This is a genomic window from Tepidibacter aestuarii, assembly GCF_934924865.1.
Taxonomy (GTDB): Bacteria; Bacillota; Clostridia; order Peptostreptococcales; family Peptostreptococcaceae; genus Tepidibacter_A; species Tepidibacter_A aestuarii.
Map to the genome: position 1 here is coordinate 188872 of NZ_OW235315.1, position 24812 is coordinate 213683.

Annotated in this window: 21 protein-coding genes and 1 riboswitch; of the genes, 18 read left to right on the plus strand and 3 right to left on the minus strand. The window is 30.0% G+C overall.

The window, feature by feature from the left end:
• Position 1: 1 nt before the first annotated feature.
• From glpK to M2214_RS01000, 9 genes are all read left to right on the plus strand, one after another.
• A complete protein-coding gene (glpK, locus tag M2214_RS00960) occupies positions 2-1525 on the plus strand; it encodes a glycerol kinase GlpK (protein WP_248481785.1) in 1524 nt (507 codons plus the stop codon).
• Positions 1526-1773: 248 nt separating this feature from the next.
• Positions 1774-3228 (plus strand): NAD(P)/FAD-dependent oxidoreductase, encoded by a 1455-nt coding sequence (locus M2214_RS00965; protein WP_248481787.1) that lies wholly within the window; start codon positions 1774-1776, stop codon positions 3226-3228.
• Complete coding sequence (locus tag M2214_RS00970; RefSeq protein WP_248481789.1) at positions 3218-4459, plus strand: NAD(P)/FAD-dependent oxidoreductase; 1242 nt, start codon at positions 3218-3220, stop codon at positions 4457-4459. The genes M2214_RS00965 and M2214_RS00970 overlap by 11 nt, the downstream gene beginning before the upstream one ends.
• Positions 4460-4461: 2 nt before the next feature.
• Positions 4462-4827 carry a DUF1667 domain-containing protein gene (locus M2214_RS00975; RefSeq protein WP_248481791.1) on the plus strand — a complete coding sequence of 122 codons (366 nt, stop codon included), beginning with the start codon at positions 4462-4464 and terminating at the stop codon, positions 4825-4827.
• A 201-nt stretch (positions 4828-5028) separates the two neighbouring features.
• Entirely contained in the window at positions 5029-5832 is an 804-nt protein-coding gene (locus M2214_RS00980) for an Asp23/Gls24 family envelope stress response protein (RefSeq protein WP_248481794.1), read from the plus strand.
• Between the two features lie 153 nt (positions 5833-5985).
• Positions 5986-7356 (plus strand): NADP-specific glutamate dehydrogenase, encoded by a 1371-nt coding sequence (gene gdhA, locus M2214_RS00985; protein ID WP_248481796.1) that lies wholly within the window; start codon positions 5986-5988, stop codon positions 7354-7356.
• 398 nt (positions 7357-7754) lie between these two features.
• A complete protein-coding gene (locus M2214_RS00990; protein WP_248481799.1) occupies positions 7755-9608 on the plus strand; it encodes a sensor histidine kinase in 1854 nt (617 codons plus the stop codon).
• Between the two features lie 38 nt (positions 9609-9646).
• Positions 9647-9886, plus strand: coding sequence for an HPr family phosphocarrier protein (locus M2214_RS00995; RefSeq protein WP_248481801.1), 240 nt, complete (start codon positions 9647-9649; stop codon positions 9884-9886).
• 260 nt (positions 9887-10146) lie between these two features.
• Entirely contained in the window at positions 10147-11058 is a 912-nt protein-coding gene (locus M2214_RS01000) for an amidohydrolase family protein (RefSeq protein WP_248481803.1), read from the plus strand.
• A 141-nt stretch (positions 11059-11199) separates the two neighbouring features.
• Here the strand turns inward: M2214_RS01000 and M2214_RS01005 are convergent, their stop codons facing one another.
• Complete coding sequence (locus tag M2214_RS01005; protein ID WP_248481804.1) at positions 11200-11874, minus strand: deoxynucleoside kinase; 675 nt, start codon at positions 11872-11874, stop codon at positions 11200-11202.
• The gene (locus M2214_RS01010) at positions 11874-12530 is read right to left on the minus strand and encodes a deoxynucleoside kinase (protein WP_248481806.1); all 657 of its coding nucleotides are present in this window, start codon (positions 12528-12530) and stop codon (positions 11874-11876) included. Before M2214_RS01010 ends, M2214_RS01005 begins: the two co-directional genes overlap by 1 nt.
• Positions 12531-12753: 223 nt before the next feature.
• Here M2214_RS01010 and M2214_RS01015 point away from each other — a divergent pair, with 223 nt between their 5' ends.
• Complete coding sequence (locus M2214_RS01015; protein ID WP_248481808.1) at positions 12754-13110, plus strand: response regulator; 357 nt, start codon at positions 12754-12756, stop codon at positions 13108-13110.
• Positions 13111-13114: 4 nt separating this feature from the next.
• Here M2214_RS01015 and cobT read toward each other — a convergent pair whose 3' ends face one another.
• A complete protein-coding gene (gene cobT, locus M2214_RS01020; RefSeq protein WP_248481810.1) occupies positions 13115-14161 on the minus strand; it encodes a nicotinate-nucleotide--dimethylbenzimidazole phosphoribosyltransferase in 1047 nt (348 codons plus the stop codon).
• Positions 14162-14269: 108 nt separating this feature from the next.
• A riboswitch (cobalamin riboswitch) is annotated at positions 14270-14444 on the minus strand.
• 492 nt (positions 14445-14936) lie between these two features.
• Here cobT and M2214_RS01025 point away from each other — a divergent pair.
• From M2214_RS01025 to groES, 8 genes are all read left to right on the plus strand, one after another.
• A complete protein-coding gene (locus M2214_RS01025) occupies positions 14937-16325 on the plus strand; it encodes a sigma-54 interaction domain-containing protein (RefSeq protein WP_248481812.1) in 1389 nt (462 codons plus the stop codon).
• 334 nt (positions 16326-16659) lie between these two features.
• Positions 16660-17010: a UxaA family hydrolase gene (locus tag M2214_RS01030; RefSeq protein WP_248481814.1), complete on the plus strand. Its 351-nt coding sequence runs from the start codon at positions 16660-16662 to the stop codon at positions 17008-17010.
• Positions 17011-17038: 28 nt separating this feature from the next.
• A complete protein-coding gene (locus M2214_RS01035) occupies positions 17039-18202 on the plus strand; it encodes a UxaA family hydrolase (RefSeq protein ID WP_248481822.1) in 1164 nt (387 codons plus the stop codon).
• Between the two features lie 31 nt (positions 18203-18233).
• The gene (locus M2214_RS01040) at positions 18234-20009 is read left to right on the plus strand and encodes a choline/carnitine O-acyltransferase (protein WP_248481824.1); all 1776 of its coding nucleotides are present in this window, start codon (positions 18234-18236) and stop codon (positions 20007-20009) included.
• Between the two features lie 33 nt (positions 20010-20042).
• On the plus strand, positions 20043-21605 hold the full coding sequence (locus M2214_RS01045; protein ID WP_248481826.1) for a BCCT family transporter: 1563 nt from the start codon (positions 20043-20045) through the stop codon (positions 21603-21605).
• Between the two features lie 253 nt (positions 21606-21858).
• The gene (locus M2214_RS01050; RefSeq protein WP_248481828.1) at positions 21859-22737 is read left to right on the plus strand and encodes a DNA-3-methyladenine glycosylase family protein; all 879 of its coding nucleotides are present in this window, start codon (positions 21859-21861) and stop codon (positions 22735-22737) included.
• A gap of 3 nt (positions 22738-22740) precedes the next feature.
• A complete protein-coding gene (cls, locus tag M2214_RS01055) occupies positions 22741-24231 on the plus strand; it encodes a cardiolipin synthase (RefSeq protein ID WP_326521602.1) in 1491 nt (496 codons plus the stop codon).
• 264 nt (positions 24232-24495) lie between these two features.
• Positions 24496-24780, plus strand: a complete 285-nt coding sequence (gene groES, locus M2214_RS01060; RefSeq protein WP_248481830.1) for a co-chaperone GroES — start codon at positions 24496-24498, stop codon at positions 24778-24780.
• Positions 24781-24812 lie beyond the last annotated feature (32 nt).

Genomic DNA, 24812 nt, shown 5'->3' on the forward strand with positions numbered 1-24812 from the left:
TATGCAAAAAAAATACATTATGTCTTTAGACCAAGGAACTACAAGCTCAAGAGCAATATTATTTGATAAAGATGGAAAAATAGTAGGTGTATCTCAAAAAGAATTTACTCAAATATATCCTAAAGCTGGATGGGTTGAGCACGATGCTATGGAGATTTGGGGAACTCAAAGTGGAGTTGCCAGAGAAGTTTTGGAAAAAACAGGTATATCACCTGAAGAAGTTGCAGCAATAGGGATTACAAACCAAAGAGAGACTACTGTGGTTTGGGATAAGAATACTGGAAAGCCTATATATAATGCAATAGTTTGGCAGTGTAGAAGAACAGCCGATATATGTGATGAATTAAAAGAAAAAGGTCTTGAGGAAAGCGTAAGAGATAAAACAGGACTTGTAGTTGATGCTTATTTCTCTGGAACAAAGATTAAGTGGATACTTGATAATGTAGAAGGAGCTAGAGAAAAAGCTGAAAATGGAGATTTATTATTTGGTAATATAGATACTTGGTTAATTTGGAACTTAACTAGAGGTAAGGTTCATGTTACAGATTATACTAATGCATCAAGAACAATGATTTATAATATAAAAGAATTAAAGTGGGATGATGAATTACTTGAAGCTTTAAATATTCCAACATCTATGCTTCCAGAAGTTAAACCTTCAAGCTGTGTATATGGAGTTACTGATGAGCATACATTTGGTGGAGCTCAAATACCTATAGCAGGAGATGCTGGAGATCAACAAGCTGCATTATTCGGTCAGGCATGTTTTGATGAAGGTATGGCAAAGAATACATATGGAACTGGATGTTTCATGCTTATGAATACAGGTGAAAAGCCAGTTACATCTAAAAATGGATTATTAACTACTATAGCATGGGGTGTAGATGGTAAAGTAGAATATGCTCTTGAAGGAAGTATATTCATGGGTGGAGCTTCTGTTCAATGGTTAAGAGATGAACTTAAAGTTATATATGATGCTAGAGAATCAGAGTACTATGCAACATCAGTTGAAGATACTAATGGAGTATATATGGTTCCAGCATTTACTGGACTTGGAGCACCTTACTGGGATATGTATGCAAGAGGAGCAATAGTAGGTCTTACTCGTGGAGCTAAAAGAGAGCATTTAGTAAGAGCAACTCTTGAATCTATAGCATATCAAACTAAGGATGTTTTAGAGGCTATGCAAGATGATTCAGGTATAGAACTTAAAGGACTTAAAGTTGATGGAGGAGCTTGTGCTAATAACTTCTTAATGCAGTTCCAAGGAGATATATTAAATGTTCCTGTTAATAGACCAGAAGTTATAGAGACTACTGCTCTAGGTGCAGCTTACCTTGCAGGTCTTGCTATAGGTTTCTGGAAAGATAAAGAAGAAATAAAAGAGAAGTGGGCTATAAATAGAACATTTAACCCTGATATGGAAGATGAAAAGAGAAGTACTCTTTATAGAGGATGGAAGAAAGCAGTAAGAAGAGCTATGGAATGGGAAAAAGAAGATTTAGCTGAAGAGGCTAATGCATAAAAAATACTACTTCTTAAGTTAATTAAATAAATTTAAACTTAATGTTTAAGGCAAGGAGAAGAGAGATAGCCTAATATGGGCTATCTCTCTGTCTTTTTATAAGTATTAATTTGTGGGAATTTACAATTTATATTAATTTTAACCCTATTGATATAAATTCTAAGTTTCTGATATTTAACTTTATATAATATTTAAAAATATATTAATTTAAGTAATGATTAAGGATTTTACAATGAGGAGGAATAAATATGTTTGATATAGCTGTAATAGGTGCTGGTGTTGTAGGAGCCAGTATAGCTAGAGAACTTTCTAAGTATGATTTAAAGACAATTGTACTAGAAAAAGGAGTTGAAGTTTGTCAAGCAACTACAAAAGCTAATAGCGCAATAATTCATGGTGGATATGATGCTGTTGATGGAACTTTAAAGGCCAAGCTAAATGTTAAAGGAAATGAAATGTATGAAGATTTATGTAATGAACTAGATGTTCATTTTAAGAGAATAGGATCTTTAGTTGTTGCATTTTCTGAAGAAGAAATGGAGACAGTAAAAGATCTTTATAAAAGAGGAATTAAAAACAAGGTTAAGGGCCTTGAAATATTAAATAAAGAACAAGTTAAAGAGGTAGAACCTAATATAAGTGATGAGGTAGTGGGAGCTCTTAGATGTAAAAGTGCTGGCATTGTTTGCCCATTTAATTTAACTGTTGCTTTAATGGAAAATGCTATTACTAATGGGGTTAAGTTAAATACAGAATCAGAAGTAACTAATATATCTAAAGGTGAATATTTTAGTATAGAAACTAAAAAAGGAACTATACAAGCTAAATATGTTATAAATGCAGCTGGAGTTTATGCTGATAAGATAAACAACATGATAGGTGGAGAAGAGTATTACATTATAAGTAGAAAGGGAGAATATAAGGTTTTAGATAAGTCTGAAGGAAATATTGTAAATCATGTGTTATTCCAATGTCCTACTAAAAAAGGTAAAGGAGTATTGGTTACACCTACAGTCCATGGCAATGTACTTTTAGGGCCTACTGCTGAAGAAGTAAAAAATCCAGAAGATGTATCTATAACAAAAAATGGTTTGAGCTTTTTAACTAAGAATGCTAAAAAAAGTATACCAATTCTTGATCTATCAAAGACTATAACATCTTTTTCGGGTGTTAGAGCAACTCCTAATACTAAGGATTTTATGATATTTGCATCAAATAAAGCTAAAGGATTTATAAATGTTGGAGGAATAGAATCTCCTGGACTTAGTGCAGCACCAGCTATAGCTGAATATGTAATAGATATATTAAAAGAAGAAGGATTAAATTTTGAAACTAAACAAGATTTTAATCCATATAGAAAAAAAGATAAGCCATTCTCTCATATGAATCATGAAGAAAGAAAACAAGCTATTGAAAAGGATATAAAACATTCAAAGATTATATGTAGATGTGAAACTACAACAGAAGCTGAGATAATAGATGCAATTCACAGACCAGCTGGAGCTAGAACTGTTGATGGAGTAAAAAGAAGAGTAAGACCAGGTATGGGAAGATGTCAAGGCGGATTTTGTGGCCCTAGGGTAGTTGAAATACTAGCTAGAGAACTTAATTTAGATATGGAAGATATTTTAAAAGACTATGAAAACTCTAAAATGATATTAGGAAAAGTAAAAGAATCAAGGGGTGAGAAGGTTGAAATATGATGTTGTTGTAGTTGGAGGAGGACCAGCAGGACTTGGAGCTGCTGTTGAAGCAAAAAAACATGGAGCAAATAAGGTATTGATAATAGAAAGAGATAGAGAACTTGGAGGAATACTTAATCAATGTATCCATAATGGTTTTGGTCTTCATGAATTTAAAGAAGAACTTACAGGACCTGAATATGCAAATAGATTCATAAAAATGGTAGAAGAAAATGATATAGATTATATGCTAAATACTATGGTGCTTAGTATAGAAGATAAGAAAATAATAGCACTTGGAGAAAAGGGTCTTATAGATATTGAAGCTGTTGCAATAGTTCTTGCAATGGGATGTAGAGAAAGAACAAGAGGTGCAATAGACCTTGCAGGTTATAGACCAGCAGGAGTTTATACAGCTGGAGCAGCTCAAAGGTTTATGAATATGGAAGGATACATGGTAGGTAAAAAAGTAATTATATACGGTTCTGGTGATATAGGTCTTATAATGGCTAGAAGAATGACTTTAGAAGGAGCTAAGGTAGAGGCTGTAGTTGAAGTTAACCCTCATTCAAGTGGACTTACTAGAAATATAGTTCAGTGTTTAGATGACTTTGATATTCCTCTTTTATTACAGCATGGAATAACTTATATTCATGGAAAGGACAGGGTTACAGGAGTTACTATATCAAAGCTTGATGAAAATAGAAATCCTATAGAAGGAACTGATAGAGAAATAGAGTGTGACACAGTATTATTATCAGTAGGACTTATACCTGAAAATGAACTTTCAAGTGATACAGGAGTTGAACTTCATAATACAACTAAAGGTCCTATAGTAAACAATAAAATGCAAACTAATGTTGATGGAGTGTTCGCATGTGGGAATGTTGTTCATGTTCATGATTTAGTTGATTTTGTTACTAAGGAAAGTAGAATAGCAGGAAAGAACGCTGCACTATATGCTTTAGATAAAATAGAGAATAACGAAACTATAGAGACTAAACCTGGAGATGGGATAGGATATATAGTACCCCAACAAATAGATACTGAACTAGGAGAAGAAGTTAACTTATTTATGAGAGTTAGAAACATATATAGCGATAAAAAACTTGTTGTTAGAGATGGAGATGAAATAATACTTCAAAAGAGAAGACCTCATATGATACCTTCAGAGATGGAAAACTTAAAATTAAGCTCAGAAATTGTTAAAAATCTAAAGGGTAATATCAGTGTTTGTGTAGAGGAGGCTTAATAATGGGAAAAAACATTACTTGTATAGTGTGTCCTGTAGGATGTAGAATGACAGTTAAAAAGAACGAAGATGAAACTTATACAGTTACAGGGAATACATGTAAAAGAGGAGAAAAATACGGAGTAGAAGAGATGACAGCGCCTAAGAGAATGGTTACAACTACTGTTAAGATAAAGGGTGGAGCTTTAAGATTAGTACCTGTGAAAACTAGTGATTCAATACCAAAAGAGCTTATATTTGACCTTATGGAACTGCTTGATGAGGTTGAGGTTGAAGCACCTGTAATGGTTGGAGATGTAATTGTTGAAAATGTATTAGATACTGGAATTAATATAGTTGCTAGTAGAGATATGTGTAAGGTATCTTAAAAATAAAAGTTTAATTAATGGTTAATCGAAAAATGAAGGTTATGAAAATGATCTTCATTTTTCTTTTTTTGTGCTTCTAAAATTTGAATAGTTTTAATAACTTAAATTGAAAAAAGTGCTATTTAAATCTACTGAAAATAAGCAAAATATACCTAAATAAGGTTATAATATATATATTACTAAATAAAGAGAGGTATTTTTATGAAGGTATATGCACTTTGTGGCCCTAGTGGCACGGGAAAGAGCTATAGAGCACTAAGTATAGCACATGAAAATAATATAGATTATATAATAGATGATGGAATTCTTATACATAAAAACTGTATAGTAACAGGTATTTCAGCTAAGAATGCTTCTACTAAGATGGAGGCTGTTAAGAGGGCTATATTTGAAAATTTAGAGCATAGAAAAAATATGATAAAGGCTATAGAGGAAAATGATGTTCAAAGTATATTAATAATAGGAACATCTTGGAAGATGATAAACAGAATAAAAAATAGATTAGAGTTGCCTGATATTTACAAAAATATAAATATGGAAGATATAGCGACAAAAGAAGAAATGGATGATGCTAGAAAAAGTAGAATGGAAAAGGGGATTCATATAATACCTCTTCCAACTTTTGAAGTAAAGAAACATTTCTCAGGTCTTTTTACTAATCCTATTAAGCTTTTATTCAAAGATAAAAACAGCGAAATAAAAGAGTTTGAAAAAACTATTATAAGACCTACATTTAGCTATATGGGTAAGTATTATATATCTCAAAAAGCTATAAAACAAATAGTTGCATATGAAATGACTAAATTTGAAGATGTATGTCAAGTTGGGTCTATAAGTATAAAACATAATAAATCAGGTATAAATGTTGATATAAAGGTCAAGCTTAAAATGTTCGGAATATTAAGACAATGTGAAAATATACAAGAGAAAATAATGAATATACTAGAGTTTACAACGCTTTTAAATGTTAATGGTATAAATATACATGTAGTAGATATTTGTTAAAAAATAAATAAACTTATAATATGTTTACAAGTTAAATTTTAGTATGTTATAATTTATTCAAGGAGTGGGAAAACATTTTCCCTAAGATTCGACAAGCTACAACGTTTAACGGAAATACCAAATGATTAACATTAATAGAGGGGGTTTACTTAAATGTCAAGAGAAGTTTTAAGTGCTAAAGATTACATATCTAATGTAATGGAGAATGTTACAAAAAGAAATAGTGCAGAACCTGAGTTTTTACAAGCTGTTGAAGAGGTATTAAACACTTTAGCTCCAGTTTTAGAAAAACGTCCAGAATATATAAAAGCTAACATATTAGAAAGAATAACTGAGCCAGAAAGACAAATAGTATTTAGAGTACCTTGGGTTGATGATGCAGGAAATATCCAAGTTAATCGTGGAATGAGAGTTCAATTCAACGGAGCTATAGGACCTTACAAAGGAGGACTTAGATTCCATCCTTCAGTTTATATAGGAATAATCAAATTCTTAGGATTTGAGCAAATATTCAAGAATTCATTAACTGGACTTCCAATAGGAGGAGGAAAAGGTGGATCTGATTTCGATGCTAGAGGAAAATCAGACCAAGAAATAATGAGATTCTGCCAAAGCTTCATGACTGAGCTTTACAGACATATAGGACCAGATGTAGACGTTCCAGCTGGAGATATCGGTGTTGGAGGAAGAGAAATCGGATTCTTATACGGACACTACAGAAGAATAAGAGGAGCTTTCGAAAACGGAGTTCTTACAGGAAAAGGACTTCCATACGGAGGAAGTTTAATAAGACCTGAAGCTACAGGATTTGGAGTAACTTACTTCTGTAATGAAATATTAAAGCATGAAGGAGATACTTTCGAAGGAAAAACTGTTGCAGTTTCTGGATTTGGTAATGTTGCTTGGGGAGCATGTCAAAAAGTTAGAGATCTTGGAGGAAAGGTTGTTACACTTTCTGGACCAGATGGATACATCTACGATAAAGATGGTATCGTAACTGATGAAAAGATCAACTACTTAGTAGAAATGTTAAACGAGAACAAAGGTGCAAGAGTTAAGGATTATGCTGATAAGTTTGGATGCGAATTCGTAGCTGGACAAAAGCCATGGGGACAAAAAGTTGATATCATAATGCCTTGTGCTATTCAAAATGATATTACTATAGAGCATGCTAAGCAAATAGTAGAAAATGGAGTTAAGTACGTTTGTGAAGGTGCTAACATGCCATGTACTAACGAAGCTGTTGACTATTTCTTAGAAAAGGGAGTAATAGTTGGACCTGCTAAGGCTGCTAATGCTGGTGGAGTTGCAGTTTCTGCTCTTGAAATGTCTCAAAACAGCATGAGACTTTCTTGGACTAAGGAAGAAGTAGATGCTAAACTTCATAACATAATGATAAATATCCATGACAATGCTAAAGCTGCTGCTGAAGAATATGGATTTGGATATAACTTAGTTGCTGGAGCTAACGTAGCTGGATTCTTAAAAGTTGCGGATGCAATGGTAGCTCAAGGAAACTACTAATAATAAATTTCAAATCAGATAGAGTTAAATAACTCTATCTGATTTTTTTATGCTATAAAAAGTCAGATGATTTTGAATTTGTGGATAATATAGATTAAATATCTATATTTGCAACTATTTTAAGTAACAGAGTTATGAGGCTTGTTGGCGTAATTAATATGAATTTTGAGAACAAAGCTCGGAGGACTTTTTGGTAGCATGAAGGAAATTTTTTATTTCAATCGACGGATCCTATTAGATTCGTTCATGACATAAGATAACATAATACGCATTTTATATATAAAAAAATAAATATAAATAGATAAAATCTTTATTATATAATGTAATATTATGGTTTATATGGTATTATCTTAATGGGAATTATGAAAAATTTAGTACATATTATTAGGGGGATATTAATGATTAGCATAAAAAAAGAAAGAATATATGCCATTAAGATCATATGTATATATGCTATTGTTGCAAAGGTATTTGTTTATGTTAGTGACTATATAATAGGTTCTACTTTTAAAAGTATGGATAAATTGATAATATTTAATTATGTAAAATGTAATATATGTATAGTTATAACTTCTATAGCTTTTTATGTTTTAATAGAGAAATATATTAGAATTATTGAAAATTTAAAAAATGAGATTCAAGTAAATGATGAACAATATAAATTTGTAATAAATAATACAACAGGTGGTCTTTGGTGCTGGAATATAGAAAAAAAGCACATATTATTTCCACATAAATGGAAAAGCATATTGGGATATAAAGATCATGAACTATCAAACTCGGAAGAGGATTGGTTTAAATTGATACATCCAGATGATTATGATTATGTATTTAAAAAAACATATGATTATATGGATAAAAAAATAGATGAATTTAAAATAGAATATAGAATGAAAAAAAAAGATGGAACATATATATGGGTATTAGATAGAGGTCAAGCCATATGGGACGAAAATGGCAGAATAATAAAATTTATGGGAACGTATACAGACATAACAGAGATGAAAGAAAATCAGATAAACTTAAAGCAGAGTGAAGAAAAATTTAAGGCTTTATTCGATAATGCTGGAGATGCTATTGCGCTTATACAATTAAATGATAGACGTATGGATAGGTATATAGAAATTAATAAAAGTGCTTGTGAAAGGCTTGGATATACTAAAGAAGAATTATTAAATATGACACCATATGATATAAGAGATGATAGATCATATAATAAGTATAAAGAGTCTGTAATGAAATTAGATGAATCAAAATGTATAACATATGAAACGATTCATGTAACTAAGGACGCAATTAAAATACCAGTTGAGATAAATTGGCATTTATTTGAGTTTAATAATAAAAAAGTTATATTATCTATTGGTAGAGATATAACACAGCGAAAAGAAGCTAATGATAAGTTACTGAAAATAATAGAAGAAAATGAAGAATTACTCGCAAAAACTATTGAACACGATAGAATAAAAACTGAATTTTTTTGTAACATATCGCATGAATTTAAAACTCCATTAAATGTAATACTTGGAATTATTCAAGTGTTGAGTATTTATAAAAATGATAATTATATAAAAATAAAACCTGAAAAGTTTAATGAATATATAGATATGGGTAAGCAAAATTGCCTTAGACTATTAAGGCTTATCAATAATATTATGGATATTACAAAAATAGAATATGATTCTTTTGAAATTAAATATAAGAACTATAACATTATATATATAATAGAAAGCATAACTCAATCAGTAGTAGAATTTGCAAAATCAAATGGAATAGATATAATATTTGATACTGATATAGAAGAAAAAATAATTCCTTGTGATGTAGATATAATAGAACGGATAATATTAAATATATTATCGAATTCTATAAAAAATACTGATAAAGGCGGATGTATATGGGTGAATATATGTAATAATATTGATTATATGCTTATAAGTATAAGAGACAATGGAATAGGTATACCAGAGGATAAAATAGACACTATATTCGATAGATTTACGCAAGTTGATGGATCTTTAAAAAGAAAACACGAAGGAAGTGGAGTCGGATTATCTCTCGTAAAGTCTTTAGTAGAAAAACATAATGGAAACATATCGGTAACAAGTGAAGTCGGTGTAGGAACTCAAACGGTCATAAGATTACCGTATAATAATTGTAATAATAATTGTGAAATTGAGGAAGAATGTAATTATAATAGTGACTTAGTTGAAAAAATAAACATTGAATTTTCAGATATATATTCATTATAATTAAACTAAGGGCAATAAATAGTAGAGGAGGAAATGAAATGAAAGTAACTTTTATGAAGGTTGAGGATATAAATAGATTTGTAGAATTCGTATCTAAGTTGAAAGGTAAAGTATACTTGAAATCTGGAGAGTATTCTGTAAATGCGAAGTCTATAATAGGAGCTATGTATATAGTAAATGAAAATCCTGATCAAATAGTTGTAGAAGTTGAGGATGAAGTAGAAGCGAAACAAGTATTAACATTTTTAATGCAGGGATCTCATCTTAGAGAAGAATAAGAAAAAGACGACTTAAAAATTTAAGTCGTCTTTTTATATACTATAGGAATTATAAAATTTTCGCTCTGTGGATAATATTGATGAAATAACTACACTTACAACTATTTTGAGCAACGGAGCCCGTAGGGATCGTTGGCGACATGAGTCAGTGCGTAGCAATTAGACGAATTTTATATAATAAAATACTTCTAAAATTACTTGGAAAATATAATGTGAATTTTTGTATTTCTCGGGAAATATGTTTGAAAGGGGAATAAAATATGATAGATTGTCACATACATATATCTCTTGATGGAATAGATTTCAAAAAAGCTAGAGAGTTATCAAAAACAGAAGAAATAGAAAAAATTATAAGAAAAAGATTTAAAGAATATAAAAAAATAGGGATTTATGTTTTAAAAGATGGAGGAGATGATTTAGAAGTATCTTGTATAGCTAGAAAAATAGCAGGGGAAGAAAAAATTATATTTAAATCACCTGTCAAAGCCGTCTATAAGCATGGTATGTATGGTAAATTTTTAGGGTCTCCTGTGAGGGATTTAGATGACTTCAAAAATTTATTTCATTATTTAAAGTCTAAAGATATGGATCATCTTAAAATAGTTTTGAGTGGTCTTGTCGATTTTGAAAAATATATAAATCATACCGAAATATTTTTTAATAAAAAAGAACTTAAGGAAATTGTAAATATATCAAAAGATAATGGAATACCTGTTATGGTTCATGTGAATTCATCCGATGGAATAGATATGGCTATTGAGTGTGGTGTTGATACTATAGAACATGGTTACTTTATAAAAGATAGAGAAATTTATAAAATGGCAGAAAGAGATATTATATGGATACCAACATTATCTCCTCTTGGAAATCTAATGAAGGGAGATAATAGATTTAAGAGCTTCTTTAATGTAATAGAAAGGGTGTATAGAGAACATTTATATTCAGTAGCTCTAGCGTATGCAATGGGAGTTAAAATGGCTGTAGGGAGCGATAGTGGATGCTATAAGGTGGAGCATGTTCAAGGAACACTTGATGAGGTGAATCATTTAATAAAATCTGGGATAAGAAAAGAAGATGTTATTACTATGGCGATAAAAAATGGAATAAAAGCTTGTAACTTAAACGACAATGAGATTGGGTATGTTTATAGGAATAATAAAAGATGCTTATAGACTCTATAAGCATCTTTTATTATTAATAAAGAAAAACTTAATTCAGATAGAGTTTTTACTTCAACTGAATTTCTAGTAGAGCTAATCCGGAAGCTGTTAAGTTCTTATCTACAGCCTTAAGAGGGTAGATTCTTAGAACTTTTAGCTTTCGGATAAATCCAATATTTTTTTTATCTCATCAGCTATAATATCTAATTGTTCAGGATTTTCAATTAAATCAACCTTGTCTATGTTTACGTATAATATAGGAGAATCTGTATAGCTATCTATCCATGTTTCATATCTTGAATGAAGATTTTCCCAGTATTCTCTAGGAACTCTTTTCTCCATATCTCTACCTCTTAAGTTTATTCTATCTATTATAGTATCTATAGAACCATTCAGATAAATCATAAGATTTGGCTTTTTTAAGTGAGGGATCATATCATAAAATAAATCTCTATAAGTTTCAAAATCTCTCTTGCTCATTTTATCGTTGTCATATAAAGATTTTGCAAATATTTCAACATCTTCATATATACTTCTGTCCTGTATATTATTAAATCCATTTGATGCTATTGATTTTTGTTGTTTAAATCTTTGAGCTAGAAAATATAGTTGAAGATGGAATCCCCATTTTTCTTGATTTGTATAGAAATCATCTAGGTAAGGGTTATCATCTACTTTTTCAAAGTGAGAATTTAAATTAAGTTTTTGAGATAATAACTTTGTTATAGTAGATTTACCTGCACCTACATTTCCAGCTACAGTTATAAATATATTTTCATTTTTATCTCTAGGGATTGATGAAATATTGTTATTTATAAGTTTTAACATTAGATGCCTCCTAAATTTTTTATGCTACTTTCTACTTGTTCAATCATCCACTCTCTATCTTTTTGGCAGTTTATAAAATCCATATTTGTATTATCTACATCAATTATAATAGGTGTTTTTTCGCCAAAATAGTGTTTTAAAGATCTTTTATTAAAATAATACTCGTATTCTTCTCTTAGGTTGTCTATATAATTTCTATCCATTTGTCTTTCAAAATTTCTGTCTCTAAGAGCTATTTTTTTCATCAAAGTATCTGTGTTAGAATTAAGATAGATTATTATATCTGATTGAGGTAGACCACTTACGAATATATCATAGACTTGCTTGTATTTATGGAATTGCTTTTTGTTGAGTGTAAGACCTGCAAATATCAAATTTTTAATTATGTTATAATCGCTGATTACAATGTTACCTTGCTTAATAACCTTTTCAACATCTTCTAATTGTTTGACTCTGTTAAAGAAGAAAAATGATTCTGTTTGAAGAGCATATTCCTTAATATTAGTGTAAAAATGAGATAAAAAAGGATTTTCTTCAACTATTTCTCTTAAATGATGTGAATTAAAATGAGAGTTGAGTATATTAGATAAAGTAGTTTTACCAACTCCGATAGGTCCTTCTATGGAAATAAAAATTCCCTTTTTTGTATTTTTCATTATTAAAATCACCTTCTAAAAATAATATCTACAGTATTGTATCAAAAAAATAGAGTTAATTCTACAAAACTTGATCAAAAATACATTTCTAAATTATAGCATGATGTATTAAAATATAATTGTGACAAATGGCACGCATTATAGTTAAAATATAACCTTAGATTGAATTTTGATGAAAAAAATGGTAAAATAGTTCTAGTTAGAGGTTAGGAAGGGTGAAAAAATGAAGATATTAATAGTAGATGATGCTACTTTTATGAGAAATTTTCTCTTTGATAATATGCAAAAGCTTGGATTTGAAGTTATCGGAGAGGCTTGTGATGGGAAAGAAGCGGTTCAAAAATATATAAAATTAAAGCCTGACATAGTTACTATGGATATAACTATGCCTAAAATGAATGGTATAGAAGCATTAAAGGAAATAATAAAGATTGATGAAAGCGCTAAAGTTGTAATGATATCTGATATAGGACAACACGAGAAGATTATTGAAGCTATAAAAAGTGGAGCGACAGACTTTATAATAAAGCCTGTACACCCAGATAGATTAAAAGAATCATTAGAAAAAGTTTTTGTATAGATAATTAAACAATGCTACAAATTTCATCTCGCTTTGCCATGTTTTTATACATATAGTTAGCGGACTCTATTATGTTAAAGGCAAGAGCTGCTCCACTTCCTTCACCAAGACGCATATTCATATAAAGCATAGGTTCTAGCTTTAGAAGTTCAAGAGCTTTACTTGTTGCTTTTTCTTTTGAAAAATGAGATGCGATCATATATTCTTTACTTAAATTATTAATATTATATGCTATGATAGCAGCAGCATAAGATATAAAACCGTCTAATACAACGGGTATATTATTACTGCTTGCACCTAGTATAACTCCAGCCATAGCACCTATTTCAAAGCCACCTACTTTAGATAATACATCTATAGGGTCTTCTTTAATAGGTTTATTAATATTTATGGCTTTTTTTATTGTGTTTGCTTTTTTGATTATAGAATCATTATTAAGGCCTGAGCCCATTCCAGTAACATCGAAAGGGTCTAAGTCTCCAAATACTGATATTATAGCACTAGTTGCTGATGTATTCCCTATCCCCATTTCACCTATTCCAAGTACTGTATATCCATCATTTATAAGTTTGTTAGATAATTCAATACCTATTTCCAGTGAGCGAATAGCCTCATCGTATGTCATGGCAGGACCTTTTGCCATATTAGAAGTTCCTTTTCTTATTTTATAATCTAAAACTCCATCTATTAAATCATCACAGTTTATACCAATATCAACTGCAATTACATCTGCATTTGCACTCTTAGCTAAACAACCTACTCCACTAACTCCTTTTACGAAATTAGGAATTTGAAGTTTTGTAATTTCCTGAGGATCTGGAGCAACGCCTTCTTCATAAATACCGTGGTCAGCTGCAAATGCTAGTATAGCTTTTTTGGAAGTATCAAAGTCTGTTTTTCCATATATACCAGATAGCTGTACACAGATATCTTCTAATTTTCCTAAACTTCCTACGGGTTTAAAAAAACTGTCCAATCTTTGCTGAGCTAAATCCATATACCTTCTATCAGTTTTGCTTATAGAATTAATTGTTTTGTTTAAAAGCTTCATATTTTTATTTTCCCCCTTCTTACTTATAGTACAATTAGTACAATTCAAAAAGTCCATATCTTTAATTTTTGGTATCAAAAATTAAAGATATGGACTTTACCGTCATCCGTATCAACCCTATACAAGGCAGGTCTCCTGACTTTGTTTCATAGCTATATTCTCCTTCCCGGAAAGGACCAGTGGATACATGGATATAGCTTCACATTACAGTGGTGGGTCCGTTTAGGATTTTAACCTAATTCCCTATTCTCCTATTAAAGGCACCTTGTACTGAATATTATATTCTACGTGTTAGTGGTAAATTCCTTTTTTATTTTCTAGGTTTAAATTTGGTATATTATTCATATGTATTATGACTTTTAAATGGTTAATTTTTAAGCGCGTTGAGTTATATATAATATTTAAAATTAAATAATATAAATTTAAAAGAATTAATGAGTTGAAACTGACTCGCTGAGTCTTTTTTGATTAAAAAGAGAATTAAAAAAGACTCGTTTTGATTTTTATAGAAAAATAGAATTATGTGAAATGGTTATTTTGTCTTATTATATAATTTAGTCAGATGAATGCTTTGGCTTTAAAAAAGTGTATAAAATTTTAGAAGATTATATTTTGGCATAATTATTGCTAAATATAATGAATATGGGAAAAATATATAAATAAAAGATATATAACTATTAAAAATTCATCCGAAACCTAAAAGATTAGTTGTAGTAAAAACTTAATCTAAATTAAGTTTCACTTTATACTCATATATTATTGAGGTGATATGAATATGGATAATAAGAAAAATGAATTAGAAAATAAGTTAGATTATGAAGTGTTAAAAAAAATTTTAGATAATGCTTTTGATGAAATTTTTGTTTATGATAATAATTATCGTGTTATTTATGTAAATAGAGCATGTGAGAGGCATTATGGAATGAAACCATGTGAAATAATTGGAAAGACGTTTTATGAACTATTAGAGCTTAAATGCTGGTACCCATCTGTATTGCCTATTATATATAAAGAAAAAAGAAGAATGACTATTGAACAAAAATCATACTTAGGTGAGACTATAATAACTACTGCAGTACCGATACTTGATGAAAATGGAGATGTTGAACTTGTAGTAATGAGTGTGAGAGACAAAATACATGAAATAGATGTAGTTAGAAAAAAGTTAGAAGAAGGTTTATTAAATTGCGAAAAAATAGATAACTTTGAAGATAATATTATTGAATTTATAGAGGAGAAGATTATATCAAGAAGCCAAGAGATGAAAAAAATAATTGAACTATCAGAAAAGGTTTCTAAGGTAGATTCGACTATATTAATTAGAGGAGAATCGGGTACTGGTAAAGGGGTTTTAGTAAAACATATTCATAAAAAAAGCAATCGTAAGGATATGAATTTATTAACTATTAACTGTGCTGCTATTCCGGAAGATTTATTAGAATCAGAATTGTTTGGTTATGTAAAAGGAGCTTTCACTGGAGCGAGTGACAAAGGAAAAGTTGGGTTAATTGAACTTGCTAACAAGGGAACTGTATTTTTAGATGAGATTGGAGAACTTTCTTTAAGACTTCAAGCAAAACTTTTACATGTAATTCAGGACAAACAGTTCATTCCAATAGGAGGAAGAGAAGCGAAAAAAGTTGATATAAGGATAATAGCAGCTACAAATCGTGATTTAATGGAAATGGTAGAAAACAAAAGATTTAGAGAAGATTTATATTGGAGATTAAATGTAATTGAGATTGAAATACCTTCTTTAAGACAAAGGCCGAAAGATATTATTGCTTTGAGTAATTATTTTTTAAATAAATTCAATGATAGATACAAATATACTTGTTCTTTATCAGAAAAATGTTTAGAGTTTTTCGTAACTTACAGTTGGCCTGGAAATGTAAGGCAATTAGAAAATATCATTGAGCGCTTAGTAGTTACATCTTCAAAGCCTATAATAAGAGTTTCTGATTTACCTAAAATATTCTTTGAAGAACCAAAATCTGAAAAAGACAATGCTTTTCCTGAGTCTTTTGATTTAGAAAAAGAGAAATTTGAAAAAGAATTAATAACTAAAGTCCATGAAAAATTTAAAAGTTCTAGAAAAGTGGCAGAAGCTTTAGATATAAGTCAGTCAAAAGCAACTAGACTTATACGAAAGTATTGTCCTTAAAAAGTACAGCTATAAGCTGTACTTTTTTTATAGACTAAGAGATTATAAAATTTTTGCTCTGTTGATAAAGTTGATGGAAGAACTATACTTGCAAATATTTTGAGCAACGGAGCCCGGAGGGATCGTTGGCGACATGAGTCAGTGCGCAGCGACTAGATGAATTTTGAGTCGCAAATGACGATTTGAGTCAAAAAAAGTTTAAATTTGTAGAAAAAAATAAAATGATATAGCCGTATAACCTAGTCAATTTAATAAATAAAAATTTGGCATGGTTATTGCTAAACAAATAAGTGTAGACATAAAAAGTAAAAAAATATGAAAAGAGGTGTAATAATTGAAAAAAGCAATAATAAAACATCCAAATGATAATGTTGCTACTGTTTTAGAAAATATTGATGTAAACGAAAAAGTACAAATTCTTTCTGAAAAAACTGAAGTTTTAGATGTAATTACGGCTATTGATCCAATCCCTTTTGGTAATAAGATTGCAATTTGTAATATTGAAGCTGATGTAGAAATTATCAAATGCGGATATTCAATTGGAAAAAGCTCAAAACAAATTGAAAAAGGGAAGTTAGTACATGTTCACAATGTGAGAAGTGAAAGAATCAATTTTCCAGATGTTATAATAGATGAAATTATTAGACAAATGGGACTTAAAGAAAAAGGAATAACAGTAGGCTAGGTTGTTTTAACTGAAAGGAGTGCGGTTTATGAAATTTAATGGATACGTAAGAGCAGATGGAACGGTAGGAATTAGAAATAATATTTTAATTATTGCTGTAGATGAATGTATGGATGGTATTGCAAGAAAAATATCTGATAAAATAGAAAATTCAATAGTTCTTACAAATCATTATACATGTATGTTGGGTGGAAATGAAGAAACTTTAAGCAATATTATAAATGCTGGATGTAATCCTAATGTTGCTGGAGCTTTGGTATTGGCTATGGGATGTGGAAGTATTGATCCAGAGCTTGTAGCTGATCCTATAAATAAAACTGGAAGATTAGCTAAAACATTGACATGTATAAAAAATGGTGGAACAAAGAAAACGATTGAACAAGGAATTGAACTAGCAAAAGAAATAGAAAGCTTTGCAAAAACGTTTAAACGTCAACCAGTAGATATTTCAAAATTAGTTGTTGGTGTTAAATGTGGTGGATCAGATACAAGTTCAGGTATTGCTTCAAATCCAAGTGTAGGGAAAGCAGCAGATTTATTAGTAGATAAAGGTGCAATAGCTATAGCTGGTGAATTAATGGAACTTGTTGGGTGTGAAGATATATTATGCAAAAGAGCAGTAAATGATGAGGTTGCAAAAAAAATAAAAACTCTAATTTCAAATGAAGAAAAAAGATGGGGAGTAGGTTCGGATACTGAAATAATGAGCATTGGAAATAGTGTAGGAGGACTTACAACTATTGAAGAAAAATCATTAGGTGCACTTTATAAGACTGGTTCAAAACCAATTCAAGGAATACTTGAGTTTAACCAAGAAGGACATGAAAAGCCTACAAAACCAGGAATGTATTTATCAGATGTAACAATGCTTTGTGGTGGATCTGGAATGCATTTTGCAGCAGCTGGAGCTCAACTTATTTTATGGACAAGTGGTGGAGCAGGGTTTAATAATTCAATAGTACCAGTTATAAGAGTTAGTGGAAATGAAGATTTAATAAATGAAGATATTGATATTGATGCAACTAAAATTATGAAAGGCTTAGAATCAGCTGATGAAGTTGGAAAGAGAATTTTAGATAGAATAATTGAAGTTGCAAATGGAGAAAAAACTAATATTGAAGATATAGGTTATTCTTATTGTACTCTTTATCAAAAAGATATAAGACTTGAACAGTGTTTGGGGCTAAGATAGATAAAAAAATTAATAGGAGGAGATTAGGAAAATGAAAGATTTTATAAAGTATAATGTTCCAATTAAAAATATTGATGATTTACCATCATATCCAATACCTATATTAAAAGATACATTAGATAGGTTCTTAGGATGGGTTGAACCTCTTGTGTCTTCAGTAGAGTTTGAAAAAGCTAAAAAAACTGTAGAAGAGTTCCTAATCACAGGAGATTCTAAAAAATTGGAAGAAAAAATACAAGAACTAGGTAATAGAGAAGAAGATAGTTGGATTTATGATTACTGGGTTAAATCCCACTTATTAGTGAGAGCTCCTCTTACACCTCATACTAATGTTCCTATTATATATGAAAATCAAAAACTTCTAAAGTTTGAAGTTCTTGAGAGAATAGCTATACTTATGCATTCTGCTGCTGTTGTATATAAAGATTTCAAGGAAAATGGTGCAGGAGAATATTGGATTAAGAATAAACGTTATTCATCAGATGAATTTCATGGATTGTTAGCATCAATCAATGATATAAAAGAAGGAATGGATGAATACTATATCAATGATGAATGTTCAGAGTGTATAGTATTTTCTTATAAGAATCATCTTTATAATGTTCAGGTAATTAGGGATAAAAATGTCGTTTCTGTTGGTGAAATTGTAAATACCCTTAAAAATATTGTATCAAACACGATGGAATCACTTGTACCAAATGCTAATTATGTAACTGTTGGTGTGGATAGAGATGAAGCAGGAAAAGTACTTGGAGAGATTTTGATAAATGATAAAAATCAAAAGGAATATCAAAAAATTAAAGATGCTATTCTAGTTATGAATTATGATGATATAGAAATTAATGGTGTATATGAAGAACTGGATAATGCTTCTTATAATAGAGAGGATGTAAACCGATGGCATGGAAAAGGATTTCAGTTTTCTTGCACAAAGAATGGTGTTTTCTCTTTTATTGCAGATCATTGTTTTGTAGATGGTGGAACAGAAGTTTATTTTATTAACAAACTAAAGAAATATATTGAGGAAACTACATTTTCATTTGAAGAATTAACTTCAAATAATATAGCAGAAGAGATAACTTTTGATCTTTCAGAGGATATTAAAGAAGCCCTTTTAGATTTAAAAGAAGGGTTTGATAAGTGTATGGATAGTTTTGAAGCTAGATATGTTGATTTTGATGGATTATCTAGGGAAGTTCTGAAAGAAAAAGGAATTCTTTCTGGAGATGGATTCATTCATCTTGCATTTCAAGTAGCGCAATATATGACTTATGAAAGTATTAAGAACACATATATATCAGTAGATGCTAGAAGATTCTTTAGAGGAAGAACTGAGAGCAATAGGCCTGTATCAAAAGAGAGCGTTAGTTTTGCAAAAGAGTTTCTAAAAAAAGAAAAATCAAAAACAGAGCTTTATCAAATGATGAAAGAAGCATTGGATGAACATCATAGACGTGTTAAGTTATGTCAGTCTGGACAAGGAGTAAATAGATACTTATATGTACTAGAATCAGTATATAAAGATTACGGTAAAGAAATGGGAATCGTTGAAAAACCAGATCTGTTTAATACAGAAGCTTTTAAAGTTATAGGTGACAATCATTTATCAACAACATCTTTTGGTCACCCAGATATGAAATATCTTTATTTCCCTCCTGTTCAGGAGCAAGGATTTGGTATTTACTATTATGTAGGCCCTAAATCATTTATGATTATAACAGCCTATAAAGAAGATTTAGAAACAATGAATAAAATGATAGCAAATCTTCAAGAATGCATTAACGGAATGTTAGAATTGAATGAATAAAATATATAAATAATATTATAAGGAGGAATATTAATGGATACAAAAAAAGTTAGAATAGATAAAACTGTCTTTTTCGGTGCTTTAATAGCGTTATTAGCTGTTGCATTACCTATTATCATGATGCCAGAAAGAAGTGGAAAGGTGCTTGGTTTAATTAATAATGCTATAATAACTAAATTTGGTAGTTTCTTCATTTTGTTTGGGTTGTTTTGCTTAATATTTTGTATTTGGGTATCTTTCAGTAGATATGGAAAAATAGTACTGGGAGATGAAGGAGAAAAACCAGAATTCAGCAGTTTCTCTTGGGCTGCAATGCTATTTTGTGCTGGTGTAGGAGCTGGAGTTGTATACTGGGGAGTTATTGAGTGGGTTTATTATTATAAAGCTCCTCCACTTGGACTTGAAGTAGGTTCGTGGCAAGCAGCTGAAATGGCAGCAGCATACGGTATATTCCACTGGGGACCTATGGCTTGGGCTATTTATTCTGTAACAAGTTGTGCTGTTGGATATATTATTTTTGTAAGAAAAGGTAATGTTTTAAAGTTAAGTGAAGCTTGTCGTGCTTTATTAGGAAATAGAGTTGATGGTGTTGTTGGAAAGATAATCGATATTTCATTTGTATTTGGTATTGTTGGTGGAGTTGCTACAAGTTTAGGACTTGGATCACCATTAGTGACAGCAGGTCTTTCTAGAATATTTGGACTTAAAGAAACTCCTGGTCTTCAAATAGGAATATTATTCCTTGTAACATGTATTTTTGGATTTAGTGCTTATTCTGGATTGAAAAAAGGAATAAAAGTTCTTAGTGATGTAAATGTAGTATTAGCTTTAGGTATTGTTTTATTCGTTTTTCTAGCTGGGAATACTATATTTATAATTGAAATGGGAACAACTTCACTTGGTGTTGTAGCTACAAACTTCTTTAGAATGAGTACTTGGCTTGATCCAGCTGGTAAGTCAATGTTCCCTCAATATTGGACAGTTTTTTATTGGGCGTGGTGGGCTGCATATGCACCGTTTTTAGGTATGTTTATTGCTCGTATTTCAAAAGGTAGGACTATTAAACAAATGGTAATGGGATCTTTAGTTTATGGATCAGCTGGATGTGTTCTTTTCTTTGCTGTTTTAGGTAACTATGGGCTAGATCTTCAACTTTCTGGAAAATTAGATGTAGTTGCTAAGCTTGATGAATTAGGCGGACCACAAACTATTATTTCTATATTAGAAACATTACCTTTAGGTAAATTGATTGTATTTTTAGTAGTAGTTCTTAGTATTACATTTATGGCTACTTCTTATGATTCTGCTTCTTATATTCTTGCAGCTAATTCTCAAACAAAAGTAGACGATAATGGTGAACCTATAAGATGGCTTAGATTAGTATGGGCATTTAGCTTGGCTCTTATTCCTATTGGATTCATTCTTCTTGGAAGTCCTTTAAAAACTTTACAAACAGCTTCACTGGTTTTTGGTATTCCAGTTTGTATTGTTGTTATAATGACTGGGTTCTCTTTCGTAAGAATGGTAAAATCAGACATTAAAGAAAATAAATTAAAACAAAAAATAGTAATTGATGAATTTAAAGATATAGTATAGAAATTAAAATAATACCACATTTCTCATTTTAGATTACTTTTAGTAAAGTAATACTTTTATGAGAATATGGTATTATTTTTTTGTCTTTTTTCCTATAGAAAAGTTGTTGCAAAGCTAAAATTCTAAAACTCCATTTGAATTAAGTTTTATTTTATAATTAATATAACTTTAAAATTTGAATAACTCAATTTAAAAATATATTTTTTGGGTAAATTAAAAATATAAAGATGTGTAGATGAGGAGTGGAAAATTTATGAAAATATATGAAGAAAATAATTCTGTTGTAGTTGAAGGTATGAATGATTTTGAACCTAAGCATATATTTGAGTGCGGTCAATGCTTTAGATGGAATGAAGAAGATGACGGATCTTATACTGGAGTAGCATTTAAAAGAATACTCAATGTAAAAAAAGAAGAAGATTTAGTGTATTTTAATAATACAAATCTAGAAGATTTTCATAATATATGGTATAAGTATTTTGATTTAGATAGAGATTATTCTAAAATAAAAGAAGAATTATCTAAAATGGACAAATACTTAAATGAAGCTGTAAAGTTTGGATACGGTATAAGAATACTCAATCAAGATGAATGGGAAATATTGATATCATTTATAATATCAGCTAACAATAGGATATCTATGATAAAAAGAGCAATAGAAAATTTATCTATGAATCATGGAGAATATATAGGAGAATATAAAGGTAAAAAGTATTATGCTTTTCCATCTATTGAAAAGATGAATTCATTGACACAAGAGCAGATAAGAAAATGTGGAACTGGATTTAGAGACCAATATATAAAGGATACAACTTTTATAATAAATACTGATAACGAAGATATATATAAATACAAAAACTTAAATACCGATATGTGTAAGAAGGGACTTTTACAATTTTGTGGAGTGGGCCCCAAGGTTGCAGATTGCATAATGTTATTTTCTATGGAAAAGTATGATACATTTCCTGTAGATGTATGGGTAAAAAGAGTTATGGAAGAATTTTATGTAGACGAGAATCTTAGCTTAAAGAAAATAAGAGAATATGGAATAAATAAATTTTCAAATCTATCTGGGTTTGCTCAACAATATCTATTTTACTATGCAAGGGAGCTTAGTATAGGAAGAAAATAGGAGGTGATTGACATAATAGACACTATAATGTGGGCACTTGGAATATTATTTACCGTATCTACAGTGTTAGTATCGTTAGTAATATTCTTAGAGAATAGAAATCCTTCTAAGACAATAGCTTGGCTTTTAATCTTTGCAGTATTTCCAATAGGTGGTTTGATAATATATATACTCTGTGGTCAAAATGTGAGGCGTAAGAAGATATTTAAGACTCAGAAGATATTTTCAGATATAAAGGTTAGTCATTTATTCAGTAATATAAAAGAATTTGACAATCTATTGTTTGTAGAAAAGCAAGCTATAGTTGATAATATTATATTTAATGATAGCAGTATGGATAATTCAAAAAGAGTTATGAGTTTGTTACTGAACACTGGAAGAATTCCATTTACACTCAACAACGATATAAAGATATTAACAAACGGAAATCAAAAGTTTGATGAGATGATAAGAGATTTAAGAAAGGCAAAGCACCATATACACATGGAGTACTACATCATAAAAAATTCAGATATAGGGAATAAAATAAAAAACATATTAATAAAAAAGGCAGATGAGGGAGTAAAGGTTAGAATACTTTACGATGATGTAGGCTGTTGGAGACTTTGGTTTGATAGAAAGTTTTTCGATGATATGAGGGAGCACAATATAGAAATATATCCATTTTTAAAATCGAAAATTCCTTTTATAAATAGAAGATTAAACTATAGAAACCATAGAAAGATAGCTGTAATAGATGGAAAGATAGCATATACAGGAGGTATAAATATAGGAGACGAATACTTAGGAAAAAATAAGAGATTCGGATTCTGGAGAGATACACATATGAAGATAAAAGGTGAATCGGTTTATATGTTACAGCTTACATTTTTACTAGATTGGTATTTTGCAACTAAAAATAGAATATTCGATGGAGAGTATTTTCCATCTATATCTTATAAGGGAGATAGTATAGTTCAAATAGCTGCTAGTGGTCCTGATTCAGACTGGGAGGTAATACATCAAGCTTATTTTAGTGCTATATCAAAGGCAAAAAATAGAATATATATACAAACGCCTTATTTTATACCTGATGAGAGTGTATTGATGGCTTTAAAAACAGCAGCTTTAAGTGGTGTTGATGTAAGAATAATATTTCCAAGAATAGCGGATCATAAGATAGTTCATTTAGCATCATCTTCGTATTTCAAAGAAATATTAAAAACAGGAGGAAAAGTATATTTATATGAAAAAGGATTTATGCATTCAAAAATATTGATAATAGATGATGATATATGTTCTGTAGGAAGTGCCAATATGGATCTTAGAAGCTTTATGATTAACTTTGAAGTAAATGGATTCATATATGATGAGAAGGTCACTAAAAGGCTTGAGAAGGACTTTATGGAGGATATAGAAAATAGTGAAGAGATAAAGTATGAAGATTATATTAATAGATCTGTAGTCCAAAAAATAAAAGAATCAGCTGCGAGATTATTCTCTGCTGTTCTATAGAAAATTCATTTAATAATATTAACTGATAATAATAATGCTTATTAAAATATGTATGATTTAATGACATTTTAATAAGCATTATTTTATTTATAAACACAATGCTACAATATAATTACGAAAATCGGTGAAAAAAGTAAATAAATACTTACTGAAAACTCTTGAAAAATCATTGCAAATTAGATATATTATAATTATAATTAGCACTCGAGTTGAGTGAGTGCTAAAAGGAAAATAATACAATGCATATTACGAGGAGGGGTTATAATGAAAATCAAGCCACTAGCTGATAGAGTAGTTATAAAGAAATTAGAAGCAGAAGAAAAAACTAAAAGTGGTATAGTTTTACCAGGAAGTGCGAAAGAGCAACCACAAATGGCTGAGGTTGTAGAAGTAGGACCTGGTGGAGTTGTAGATGGTAAAGAAATTAAAATGGAAGTTAAGGTTGGAGATAAGGTTATATTCTCTAAATATGCTGGAACAGAGATTAAGTTAGAAGGCGAAGAGTATACTATCTTAAGACAAAGTGATATATTAGCGGTTGTAGAATAGATTAAAAATTATACATAATTAGGAGGGGTTTT